11 protein-coding genes are annotated in these 12,829 nt (G+C 38.6%); 2 read left to right on the plus strand and 9 right to left on the minus strand.

What is annotated here, in order from left to right:
- The first annotated feature begins 248 nt into the window (after positions 1–248).
- Positions 249–2,159, plus strand: coding sequence for a putative bifunctional diguanylate cyclase/phosphodiesterase (locus FFU37_RS20045; RefSeq protein ID WP_138490426.1), 1,911 nt, complete (start codon positions 249–251; stop codon positions 2,157–2,159).
- 79 nt (positions 2,160–2,238) lie between these two features.
- On the opposite strand, the gene FFU37_RS20050 is transcribed toward FFU37_RS20045, so the two are convergent.
- The 7 genes from FFU37_RS20050 to FFU37_RS20080 form a co-directional block, all read right to left on the minus strand.
- Positions 2,239–2,940 carry a TorF family putative porin gene (locus FFU37_RS20050; protein ID WP_138490427.1) on the minus strand — a complete coding sequence of 234 codons (702 nt, stop codon included), beginning with the start codon at positions 2,938–2,940 and terminating at the stop codon, positions 2,239–2,241.
- A gap of 9 nt (positions 2,941–2,949) precedes the next feature.
- Positions 2,950–4,167 carry a BCCT family transporter gene (locus FFU37_RS20055; protein ID WP_002958621.1) on the minus strand — a complete coding sequence of 406 codons (1,218 nt, stop codon included), beginning with the start codon at positions 4,165–4,167 and terminating at the stop codon, positions 2,950–2,952.
- A 158-nt stretch (positions 4,168–4,325) separates the two neighbouring features.
- Complete coding sequence (gene betA, locus FFU37_RS20060) at positions 4,326–5,993, minus strand: choline dehydrogenase (RefSeq protein ID WP_138490428.1); 1,668 nt, start codon at positions 5,991–5,993, stop codon at positions 4,326–4,328.
- An 11-nt stretch (positions 5,994–6,004) separates the two neighbouring features.
- Complete coding sequence (gene betB / locus FFU37_RS20065; RefSeq protein ID WP_002958619.1) at positions 6,005–7,468, minus strand: betaine-aldehyde dehydrogenase; 1,464 nt, start codon at positions 7,466–7,468, stop codon at positions 6,005–6,007.
- Between the two features lies 1 nt (position 7,469).
- A complete protein-coding gene (gene betI, locus FFU37_RS20070; protein ID WP_052201234.1) occupies positions 7,470–8,045 on the minus strand; it encodes a transcriptional regulator BetI in 576 nt (191 codons plus the stop codon).
- A 409-nt stretch (positions 8,046–8,454) separates the two neighbouring features.
- Positions 8,455–8,760, minus strand: a complete 306-nt coding sequence (locus FFU37_RS20075) for a hypothetical protein (RefSeq protein WP_002958617.1) — start codon at positions 8,758–8,760, stop codon at positions 8,455–8,457.
- A complete protein-coding gene (locus tag FFU37_RS20080) occupies positions 8,760–9,017 on the minus strand; it encodes a DUF3081 domain-containing protein (RefSeq protein WP_008169639.1) in 258 nt (85 codons plus the stop codon). Before FFU37_RS20080 ends, FFU37_RS20075 begins: the two co-directional genes overlap by 1 nt.
- Positions 9,018–9,163: 146 nt before the next feature.
- Between FFU37_RS20080 and FFU37_RS20085 the strand changes: the two genes are divergently transcribed.
- Positions 9,164–10,444 (plus strand): flavohemoglobin expression-modulating QEGLA motif protein, encoded by a 1,281-nt coding sequence (locus FFU37_RS20085; RefSeq protein ID WP_002958615.1) that lies wholly within the window; start codon positions 9,164–9,166, stop codon positions 10,442–10,444.
- A 79-nt stretch (positions 10,445–10,523) separates the two neighbouring features.
- On the opposite strand, the gene FFU37_RS20090 is transcribed toward FFU37_RS20085, so the two are convergent.
- Positions 10,524–11,327 (minus strand): DUF1338 domain-containing protein, encoded by an 804-nt coding sequence (locus tag FFU37_RS20090; protein ID WP_138490429.1) that lies wholly within the window; start codon positions 11,325–11,327, stop codon positions 10,524–10,526.
- A 35-nt stretch (positions 11,328–11,362) separates the two neighbouring features.
- On the minus strand, positions 11,363–12,829 hold the full coding sequence (gene astD / locus FFU37_RS20095) for a succinylglutamate-semialdehyde dehydrogenase (protein ID WP_138490430.1): 1,467 nt from the start codon (positions 12,827–12,829) through the stop codon (positions 11,363–11,365).

The raw sequence follows: 12,829 nt of genomic DNA on the forward strand, positions 1-12,829 counted from the left end.
GCAAAAAAACGACAAAGCTTATATACCTAATGTATTAAATTTTAAACAATTGAAACGTTTTTGTTTATTTTTATTAATCCCACCTATACTATATGTAGATATAGTTAGTTAATCCATTATCGTTACAATTTTTTGTTATTCTAATGGCTTAGGATTATATCAATGCTTGCGTAGTACTAAATGCAAGCTATATAATCCGCTTTTGGTAATAGGTTTGATAGGAGAAGCAAAATAGATGGATTTTTTTTATGAATAAACTTAAGCCGCTCGGTTTTATTTTCTCAATCATAGTTCTATTTTGTTTCTGCATAAACATAGAGTTAACTAATCAGATTAACCGTATAAATCTATTTCAGACTAATATTGATATACGAAGTTTCGAGATCACGAATACCTCCCTTGATATGGCTCCTTGGTATAATCCCATTTTAAATGGCCATTATATAATTAAGCAGCCAACAGCTGATTTTTTACTTATTAAAACCACTGATACCCAATTTGTAGCCGCTGATTCTAATAAGTTAATCATGATGACGCTCGCATCACCCATGAACTTTTTATTTTTATGTATATTGATATTTGGCTCAGGTATCTACTTACGTAGAGAACGTAGAAAACGTCATTATAAAAATCAAATCGCGGAACTCAACCGCCAAGCCAATAGCTTACTTACTGCATTTAATTTACAAGTTAAACCGGCAGAGAACCCTTTAGGTGTAAGCAGCTTAAGCCAATCTATAAATAGCTTAAATTCACACGTAGTTAATTATGTAAAACAAACTCAAACAAGTATTTGTCAAGACAAACTGACGCTGTTAATTGACCGCCATGCATATATTGAACACATAGACAGACAAATAAATCATGCGAATCAGGAAGATCTCAAGTGTGCGCTTCTATTTATCGACTTGGATGGCTTTAAACAAGTAAATGACTCGTTTGGCCACAGTTTTGGTGATGAAATATTAGTTCAAGTGGCCAGTCGACTTGCAAATGTTTTACGTCACCATAAGTTAAGTAATATTAATAGCACTAACCAATTAGAGCAAAACTTATCAAGATTAGGTGGAGATGAATTCTCAATATTTATAGAATTACTTGATGATAGCGACAGAGTTGTTGAAATTGCAAAACACGTGCTAAGTGAGCTTGAAAAAGATTTTGTGCTTGGCAATAAAATAGTAAAAATTAGTGCCAGTATTGGTATTGCAGCTTACCCAGAAAGTGCGTCAACCCCACAAGCACTTTTACAATTAGCTGATGTTGCTATGTACAGAGCTAAGAGTGATGGTAAAGGAATATTTAAAGTTTACTCGCCAGAAATGGGTAACAAAATGCGCCGCTATCATTATTTACTCGAAGAATTGCGTTTAGCGCTCGCGTGTAAAGATTTTTACTTATCTTTTCAACCAATTGTGCATGTTGAAGATTGTATGATTGATTATTTTGAAGCGCTTACACGCTGGGACCACCCGGTTGAAGGTATGATCCCACCTTCAGAATTTATTCCAATAGCAGAAGAGTCGAATTTAATATTAGAGCTTGGCGATTGGATTATGCTTGAATCCTGTCGGCAAATGGCCGCATGGCATAATGCAGGTATGCGCAAAGTAAAAATATCAGTTAACGTTTCGGGCATTCAGTTAAAGCACCGTGATATTTATGATTGGATAATGAATAAGCTCAAAAAAACCGGCTTACCGGCGACGTCTTTAATGCTTGAAATTACCGAATCAACATTTATTCAAGCCAGCCCTAGAATAATTAAAGAGCTAAGTAGATTAAGAGAAGAAGGCATCACTATTGCAATTGATGACTTTGGTACAGGTTTTAGCTCGTTGAGTACATTAGCGGATTTACCAATTGATGTTATTAAAATTGATCGCTCGTTCATAGCTCAAGCCAATAAAAGCCAAAAATATAACGATATATTAAATACAATTAGTGAGCTTGGACAAAAGCTGGGCCTTAAAATTGTAGCTGAAGGCGTTGAAGAAATAGGGCAGTTTGAGCTTGTTAAAAAAATGGGTGTGAGTTCAGTTCAGGGGTATTTAGTAAGCCGCCCTGAGTCATCAGTTAATGTAGGCAATAAAGTATTACGTAATAACACCAGCAATCTTTCTGCATCGGGTACAAGTGCGTGGGATATTGTTAGTTAGTTAGTTAGTTAGTTATTTTACAAATAAAAATGCCACTCTAAATAGAGTGGCATTTTTTGTTTAATCAGTAATTAATGTATTAAAGATCAAATGTGCGTGAAACAGCAAGTACAATACGCTCATCAGCATAATCGTAATCTAAGCTAGTGTTTTCAGCAGCCACTTCAATACCAAAACCTTCGTAGCTTGTTTGATAAGCTAGGCGGTAGTGCTTGTACGATTTTTTCTGGTTTGTATCCCAAGCCCACTTTTCACCATCAAGTGAGTTTGAAATATCAAAACTTGCACGTAGTGCGTGATTTGGAGCTAATTCATAAGTGTGAGCAACCATTGAAATTACATGACCCGCACCTGTTCCAAAGTAATCCCAGCTATACCAAAAGTTAAGCTCAGTTTGGCCGTATTCACTTGCATAACCAAACTTAGTGTAAGCTTCGGCGTAGTTACCATCGCTGTTATTACCTTGATAAGTGTAATAAGCGATACCGTAATCAACGCTAAATTGCTCATCAAGTTGTACATATTTACCTAAGTAAGCATCTAGCTCAAAATCAGTGTCGTCACCAAAATCTACGTTTGAGGCCCAAACACCAGCGTAAACACCATTATCAAAGGCATAATCTAAGCTGCCTTGAATTGCAGGGTCGCTATCGGTCTGTGTTACACCATTAAAAGTGTAGTCAGACGCTGCAGTGATTGTTGTTGACCAATCAGCTGCTGCAGTTGTTGATAAAAGTGCAAATGGTAGTGCTACGACAAGTTGTTTTAGTTTGTTATTCATTATTAATCCCTAGTGTACTGTGTCTATTTTTGTGTAATCAATTGCGTTTGCTTTTGGTGAGCTATCTATATTCGTTACTGTTTTAAATTTACTGTAACCAATAAAAGCTGCACAGATAAAGAACAAGCCAATAACTAATGCGCCTACCCACTGAATTTGTAAAAATTCTAATTTAAACAATAGTGTAAGTAATGATAGAGCAACAACATTTCCGATTATGTATTTCATTTTGCCAAAACGCTTTACGGTAAAGTTTAGGTTATCTGTATATAAACGCACTAACGAATCAAGTGAGTTAATTACAAATACAATACCTACAAATACCATAGCGAAGTTTTTAATACCTTGAGTTGGGATGCCCGCTTCATGGTAGTGATAAAGTACGCTAAACCAAATCGCAATAGGAATAGAAGGGAAAATCAACATTGCACCTAATACTTGGTATGTTTTAAGTCCACCAACAAAGCGTGATGTAAATTGACCAATCATTATACTCCACGCAAACCACCAGAATAAGTAAAACTCATGGTAATCATTAAGCGGTAAAACAAATTCATTAATGTTTGCAAAGTAAGTACCAATAGAACCTAAGTTATCTGTAAATGCTGACATTTGACTATCACCTATCACAAATGCGCCAGCCCACATAAAGGCGATTAAAGCTAAGAATAACCACGTAGTAGAAATACTTAAAATACGTACATATTTAATATCAGTACTTGAGTACACAGCAAAACAGATAGCCGCGAATACAATTAAATAGAACTCAGAAACTATACTTGTTCCATCGCCTAATTCGGGTAAATACCATGGTAGGTTTGTAAGCAGTAAATAAGCGGTAAATGCACATGTACCAATAATTACAACGTTATTGATAAATTTAACCCAAGGAATTTCGAAAAATTTCACTTTAGGTTCTATTACACAGAAATAAAAGCACGTAAGAAAGTAAAATCCCCAGATCAAAAATCCCCAGTAGCCAAACTCAATAGCCAGTGGATTTGCAAACGCGTATTCTGGGCTTGCTTTTATGTCTGCATAACCTGCAAACTCAGTTAAAGGAAACATAATAAGGCCAACATCAAGGCCAGAAGTAAATAGTATTGCTATAAACGTAAAGGTTCGAACTGGTGTTACACCTACTACGCGAACATTACCCCATTTAATTAAAATAGTGATAATAGCAAGTAAGGTAAAAATGATGCCTGCATTAAGCCAAATAGTCATTGTTACCCTCCAATAATGAATAAAAATAATTCATAAGCACTCCGTATTTTATTGTTTTATTCTCGCATTAACACAACATAACCTATTTACATCGTGTGCCACTGCAAGGCACGCAATGGTTTAGCCCGACGAGACTAAACCTTAGCATGTGGCTAAAGTTAGATCTCCGAACTACGTTGTGTTTCTTGCCAATTTGTTGTTATGGCAACATCCACATCCGATTTCTGTAATGGTTCTTTACCTAAAATTATGTCAGCTGCTTTTTCAGCAACCATAATAGTAGGCGCATTCAAGTTTCCGTTAGGAACTGTTGGGAATATAGATGAGTCAACAACACGTAGTCCTTCAATACCATGTACTTGCGTATTTGAATTAACAACGGCCATATCATCTTCACCCATTTTGCATGAGCAAGAAGGGTGGTAGGCACTTTCTACGGCTTGGCGTACAAAGGCATCTATTTCTTCATCTGTTTGAATATGTTTACCTGGTTGAATTTCTTCATCGCGGTATTCATCAAAGGCACTTTGTTCGATTATATCGCGTGTTAAGCGAACGCACGCTCTAAAGCCTTCAATATCGTCTTGGTGTTCAAGGTAATTAAATAAAATGGTTGGTGGTTGCTCAGGGTTCGCAGAAGCAATAGTGACACTACCGCGACTTTTTGGTTTGTTATGACCAACATGTACCTGAAAACCATGACCTGCAAATGCACTTCTACCATCGTAACGCATAGCCGCTGGTAAAAAGTGATATTGAATATCTGGCCATTCAACACCTGGTTTTGAGCGAATAAACGCACACGATTCAAAATGATTGGTTGCACCTAAACCCGAACGCGTTAATAACCAGCGCGCACCAATCAACCCTTTTGAAACAATGCCTAGTTTGCCGTTAAGCGTGATAGGTTGCTTACACTTGTATTGAAAGTAAAACTCAAGATGATCTTGTAAGTTTTGACCTACACCTGGTAGATGATGCTGTACTTCAACGCCTGCTTTTTCAAGCGCTTGAGTATCACCAATACCAGAGAGTTGTAAAATATGTGGAGAGCCGATAGGGCCTGCACTTAATATAACGTCTTTTGCAGCATGTGCAGTTTTAACGTCGCCATTTACTTTGTATTCAATGCCTGTGGCTTTTTTACCATCTAAAATCACGCGTTGTGCTAGTGCACCTGTAATAATTGTTAAATTACTACGCGATTTAACAGGGTCTAAATACTCACGCGAAGCAGAGCTGCGCACGCCGTCTTTTACGGTCATGTGCATTGGGCCAAAACCCTCTTGCTGCGATGCATTATAATCATCTGTAGACGCGTAACCGGCTTGTACACCTGCTTTGATAAAGGTGCGGTAAAGCGGGTTTTTCATTTCGTTGCCGTTATTAACGCCAAGCGGGCCTTTGCCACCACGGTAAGTATTTTCACCAAGGTAAAAGCTTTCTGCTTTTTGAAAATACGGTAAACACGATTGGTAATCCCAGCCGTTTGCACCGTGTTGCTGCCATTCGTCAAAATCTTTTGCGTGGCCACGTACGTATACCATGCCATTAATAGATGACGAGCCGCCTAATACTTTGCCTCGAGGACAATGCATTTCACGGTTATCTAAATGAGGCTCAGGCTGCGTATGAAACTGCCATGCATATTTGTCACTATTCATAGGAATAGATAACGCGGTTGGCATTTTTATAAAAATACTTTTATCACTACCGCCAGTTTCAAGTAGTAACACGCGGTTACTTGAATCTTCAGATAAACGGTTTGCTAAAACACAACCCGCCGAACCCGCGCCAACAATAATATAGTCGTAATGATTACTCATAGTAAGGCGCCTTAAAATGGGCTTTCTATGTCGGCCATACCAACATAAATAGACTTAGTTTGCGTGTATTGATCAAGAGTTTGTATACCATTTTCACGGCCAATACCCGATTGCTTATAACCGCCAACTGGCATTTCAGCAGGTGAGTTACCGTATGCATTAATCCAACAAATACCAGCTTGTAACTTATGAATAACGCGGTGCGCACGTTTAATATCGCTAGTAAATACGCCTGCGGCCAAGCCTAGGTGGGTTGCGTTAGCGCGTGCAATAACATCGTCTTCGTCGTCAAAAACAAGCACGCTCATTACAGGGCCAAATATTTCTTCTTTAACGATTGTCATATCGTCGTTGCAATCAATGAACACAGTCGGTGCTACAAAATAGCCATTAGGTGCAGATTCAGGTGAAAGCGTTGTACCACCAGTTAATAGCGTTGCACCTTCTTCGATGCCTTTATTAACGTAGCTCATTACTAGTTCTTGGTGCTTTTTAGAGATAAGTGCGCCAAAGTTTGTATTTAAATCTTGTGGGTCGCCAGCAATAATGTTTTTCTCAGTGCGCGCTTTAAGCTCATCAATAAACTGTTGATATACATTTTTATGAACGTAAATACGTGTACAGTTAGTACAAATTTCGCCTTGCGTATAAAAGTTACCTAACATAGCAGCGCTAACCGCTTGCTCTATGTTGGCATCATCAAATACTAATAGTGGAGATTTACCACCAAGTTCCATCGTGACATCTTTTAACGTACCTGCAGCACTCGCGACTACTTTTTTACCTGTGCCTACTTCACCCGTAAACGATACTTTATCAATATCGCTATGCTGCGTTAGCCACTGGCCTACATCGCCTGCGCCTTGAACAACATTAAACACACCTGCAGGTACACCAGCTTCAACAAATACTTCTGCAAGTTTAATAGCGCCAAGTGGTGTTTCTTCAGATGGTTTAAATATAAATGCATTACCAGCAGCAAGGGCAGGGCCCGACTTCCAACATGCAATTTGTAGTGGGTAGTTCCACGCACCTATACCCGCACAGATACCTAATGGCTCTTTACGTGTGTAGTAAAAGTCATCACCAACCATTTGTTGTTGGCCTACTTGTGCTGGCGCAAGGCCTGCAAAGTATTCAATTACATCAGCGCCGGTTTCAATATCAACACAATTTGCTTCTTGCATTGGTTTGCCGGTGTCTAGTACTTCTACAAGTGCCAGCTCATCATTGCGCTCGCGTAAAATAGCCACTGCTTTTAATAAAATACGACTACGTTCAATAGGTGTCATTGCTGACCACTGTGCAAAACCTTGCTTTGCACTGGCAATGGCCGCGTTTTGAATAAATTCGTCGGCAATTTCTACTGCGTAAATAACCTCACCCGTTGCTGGGTTTGTTACATCAAATGTTTTGCCGCTCTGGTTTGCAAGAAAATGGCCGTTAATAAAATTTTGATAGACAGGTGTAGTCACGCTAGGCTCCATATTGCTTGATAAGTGAAAGTACATAGCTTTTTGCTAACTTTTCACTGTGTTTAAACTGATTATTGTCTGATTTACTCAGTACTGCTCTTAACCATAGGCCATCGATCATTGCGGCGCTAAGTTCTGCAGCTTGATTTGCTTGCTCAATAGGCATTAATTGCTTAAAAGAAAATGCTAAATTACTTTGCAAGCGTTTACTGTTTACGTTTTGTAGTCTGTGTAATTCTTCATCATGCATCGATTGCGCCCAAAAACTTAACCACGTTCGGGTTGTATCATTACGCTGTTGTACAAGCGCAAAGTTGGCTTCGATAATAAACATTAAACGCTCAATGGCAGTGGTTTGATGATTTACTTTACTTATTAAGCCTTGCTTTAAGCTTGTTAGTAAGTATCTAACCGTGGCTTCAATTAACCCCTGCTTACCACCAAAATAATGGCTAATGATACCTGACGACAAACCTGCATTTTTACTAATGCTGTTTATTGTTGTGCCTTGTAGTCCCTTAGTAGCAACTGACTCTATAGTTGCGTCAATTAGCTGCTGACGTCTGACAGGTTCCATTCCGACTTTAGGCATAATTTTTATTAATTGAACGTTCAATAAACATAAGCTTAAGGTAATAGCTCTAACAATTCAAGGCTGAAGTAAATACCTAGATGCTAAAATGTAGATTAATCATTAATAAAAGAGCAATTAATAGGACAAAGAAGATGTGGTTTTTATTTGTTTAATTTCATTTAAAACAGTGGCTTGAGAATTTAATTTTTAAATTCAATAATAGTAATGATTTGTTTACAGCAATAAATGAATAAAATGTCAAAAAACCATTAGAACAATAATAGTTAGAGTACTAATAGTATTATTTTGATACAAAAGAGCACTAAACCTGCAATTGCTTAGTGCTCTAATAAATTTATATGGAGAGTAAACTTTGTGGTTTTATCGTTTTAAAGCGCTTGGTATTGAAAGGTCAGGCATTATTAATAACGCCTTTAAAAAGTAGGGGGTAACGTCTTAGTCTATTGCCAATGTAGTCATCAGCTAAAATTTGCTGGCAAATGAAATCAATATCTTTGCTTGCTTCAAATACCCAATCAAAGCGCTCTATAGCCAGTAAAAAACCACGCTTTAAATGAGTTTGAGAACGGTACTGTTCTAGGTTGTCTTGAATAATAGAGACTTTACTTGGATTAGCTTTAAGCTCTTCTACTACTTGATTAATAAAAGTAGTATTGAGCTTACTGGTCGGGCGGTGTCTTAGTTTTCGTGGGTGCATTAGCTCTCGTTTGCAATGTTATATAATTTTTTCAAAAAGTCGTCTTTATGCTTTTCATGTTCGTAGTCAAGGTGGTAAGTATTATGAAAACCAAAGCGCAGTTCTACGCCGCTACCTTGTAGATATACGGTGTAACCGTCTACGTCTGAATATGCAGTAACTCCCTGGTAATGTTTGCCTTCATCAGTCATTTCACCTTTTTGAATTATGCGTTCATATACGGCTAAAATCTGTTTATTGTCGAGTTCGTTTTTCATGTTTTATACCTTTTATTAAAAAGCTAATACGATATAGATATGAGGGTCGATCATCTTAAAAACAATAGCTAAAAAAATGTGATATTGCTTTGTAATTTGGCCTTTTTAAATTATGCTCAAAATTCATTTATTGTTGAGCTTACACCATGATAGACAAGGCGTTACTACTAAAAACTCGTGAGTTATCGGATCAATTAATTGCATTGCAAACGCCTATTAGGATACTCGATGCTATTAATTGGGATAAACAAACTAAAGAGGAGTTTTTTAGACAAAAATGTCAAAAAAATCCACTGATCGATCGTGCATACTATCAACAGCGCGATCTTGGTTTTGTACCTAGCGAGTTACGCCAAGCGTTTTCTACTTTGCACCGTAACATTATTAATCAATTGGGGCAGTTAAATCCCATTGCTCAATACATGGGAAAAATGTGCACAGAGTATAAAACAGTATTAAGTATGCTTGAGTATCGTGGCACACCAGAGTTTCATGACTTATCGGTGGAGTTATTTGGTCACCCTAAAGATTTATTTCATGCCGGTGAGCCCTCACTTTCTGAGCTAGCTAATATGCTAGATAAACCGCTGCAAAATTTACTTATAGCCGACATACTGCCTGACGACCCTAAAAATATTGATGCTGTTGATGCAGTGCGTATTTTGTCTGAGCAAGTAACCGCTAGTATGGCAGGCATAAACGTAGAGGTAATGCTTAGCGATGGTATTGTTAGTGATGCAGCCGCAGGTGCTAATAATATAAAGCTTAATCAAGATGTTAAGTTTTCGCAGCGTGAACTTGATATCTTAGAAGTTCACGAAGGGTGGATACACGTAGGTACCACTCAAAATGGTTTAGCTCAGCCTTATTTAACGTGTTTGAGTAAAGGTACGCCAAGCTCCACTATTACCCAAGAAGGTTTAGCGGTACTAACCGAAATTATTACTTTAAAATCAACCCCAAGGCGCTTATCTAAATTAGTTAACCGTATTCAAGCGGTTACAAAGGTAATTGACGGTGCTGAATTTGTAGATATTTACCGTGACTATGTAGCGCAAGGTTTATCAAAAGATGACAGCTACACACTTGCGCAGCGTGTATTTAGAGGCAGTACGCCAACAGGCTTGCCTTTTACAAAAGATATTGCCTACATTAAAGGCTTTGTACTGGTTTATAACTTAATACGCGTTGCAATACAGCTTGGACGAATCGATAGACTCCCTTTATTACTGGTAGGTAAAATATCGATAGATGATTTTAGATTAATATCGCAGCTTCATGATTTAGGCGTAATAGAGAGCCCACAATTTGTGCCACCACACTTTAAAGACTTACGCGGTTTGGCAACTTGGTTGAGCTTTGGCCGTTTTATTGGCGACTTGTCGTTTGAAAAGTTAGAAAACGATTATAAACCGCTATTTTTATAATTCATCAATATAACTTATCGACACATCGACATAAAAAAAGCCCATAACGGGCTTTTAAAATAAAGTACTTTAGGTTTTGCTATCGAGCGTTGGTGCTTTCAAATATTTTGTCAGCTGAGGCTGCAACAAAACCAGTATAAAGCTCACCGTCGGCTTTAGGGTAACGAATAGCAAACTCATAAAAACAGCTAGGAATGCTCATATCACCGTCACTAAAGGTAACAGAGTATTCATCAGCAAGTGTTGACGATTGCTCTAGTAACACCTCTGGTGAGCCTTTAACTTCACCGCCTGACATATTAAGCGAAAAGCCGGCGTCTTTTAGGGCTTGGTTAACATCATGAATATTATCAAACTTAGCAAGCGTATTAATATTTACGGTAAAGTGATTGGCGCGGTAACCCCACGCCGACATCCACGCTGCATATTCGCTTTCAGCTAGCAGTTGTTTATAAGTATCAGTGCTTACTTGCCAATGCGTGCCTGAATACAAAAAGTTATCAGCTGTTACTGCGCTTTCATCAATTTTGTCAACCATGTCGGTTACGATGGCTTGTAACTCAGGCGAGCATTTTTCTACTAATAGTTCAGAGATAAATACTTTTGGCTGATTAGGATCGCTATGCTCATAGTGTTTTGCGTAAAGTTTTTTAGCTTCAAAGTGGTACTCACCACATTCTTTGTAACCAATTGCTAAAAAGTGAGCGGCGAGCTTTTCAAGACCCACTTTTTCTATATTAAATGTACGCAGCGCAATATGATCGTTAATGATGTCATCTTTTTGCGTTGACCCTAAAAGGTCATGAATTTTATCTGCCGATGGAGTTACGTTTAAATAGTTTTCCCAAAGGTTCTCAAATAATGTGTTTACATCAGTATGCATGTTAAGTCCTTAAATCTAAAATTTGGTTTTATTGCTTATTCAATTACTAAGCCCGGCGCTAGGGTTTGCGGTAAGCTCACTTTGTCTGACTCAACAGATGCTACAGGGTATGCGCAATAATCAGCGGCGTAATAGGCACTTGCTCTGTGATTACCACTGGCGCCAATACCGCCAAATGGAGCTGCACTTGAGGCACCCGTAATAGGGCGGTTCCAGTTAACAATCCCTGCACGAATGCGCTTTAAAAAGTGAGTGTAATCATCTTCGTTATCAGCCAATAAACCAGCAGATAAGCCAAAGCTTGTGTTGTTAGCTTCAATGATTGCGCTGTCAAAGTCGGTGTAACGATACACTTTAATTAGCGGTCCAAAATGCTCTTCATCTGGCATGTCGGTAATGCTTGTTACATCAATAATGCCAGGGCTTACAAAACCTGTGCCTGGTTTTAATTGCTTAAGTTCAACAAGGATTTGTGCACCTTTTGAGACTAATTCACTTTGCGCGGCAACCATACCCAGTGCAGCTTTTTCGCTTATCATTGCACCCATAAAAGGCTGCTCTGTAGCAAAGCTGTCGTCTACAACAATGTTTTTAGTTGCGCTTAATAGCTTTTCTAAAATAGCATCGCCGTTGGCTGATTTTTCAATAAATAAGCGACGTGCACACGTACAACGTTGACCTGAGGTAATAAAGCCTGATTGAATAATATCGTGTACAGCGGCGCTTATATCACTCACATCTTTTACAATAAGAGGATTATTGCCGCCCATTTCAAGTGCTAAAATTTTGCCAGGGTGTCCTGCAAACTGTTTATGTAATAAGTGGCCTGTGTTTGAGCTACCGGTAAAAAACAAGCCATCTATATCTTTATGAGAAGCAAGCGCTTTACCTGTTTCAATTTCACCTTGGACAAGGTTAATAACACCCGCTGGCAAACCTGCTTTTAACCAAAGTGAGAGGGTAAATTCTGCAACGTGCGGAGTCAATTCTGATGGCTTAAATACAACGGTATTACCGGCTAAAATTGCAGGAACAATATGCCCGTTTGGTAAATGCCCCGGAAAGTTATACGGGCCAAAAATAGCCACAACGCCATGCGGTTTGTGTCTAATAAACGCTTTAGCACCGGGCATTGGGTTTTCGGTTGTACCTGTACGCTCATGGTACGCTTTTACAGATATAGCTACTTTGCCTGTCATTGCGCCCACTTCGGTGCGGGTTTCCCATAATGGCTTACCCGTTTCGCGTGCAATAATAGTAGCAAATTCTTCGCTGTGTTCTTTTAATTGAGCTGCGAAGTTTTCTAAAATGGCGATACGCTCTTCAAGTGGTTTGTCTGCCCATTGTAATTGCGCAGCTCTGGCTGCTTTTATAGCTGAATCTACTTGCTGAGCGTTTGCGCCATTACCTTGCCATACTACATCGCCATTACTTGGATTGATTGACTCAAATGCTGGACCAAGTCCCACATGCCACTGATTATTTATTAAGTGTGTATTCAT

It is taken from the genome of Pseudoalteromonas distincta, assembly GCF_005877035.1.
Taxonomy (GTDB): Bacteria; Pseudomonadota; Gammaproteobacteria; order Enterobacterales; family Alteromonadaceae; genus Pseudoalteromonas; species Pseudoalteromonas distincta.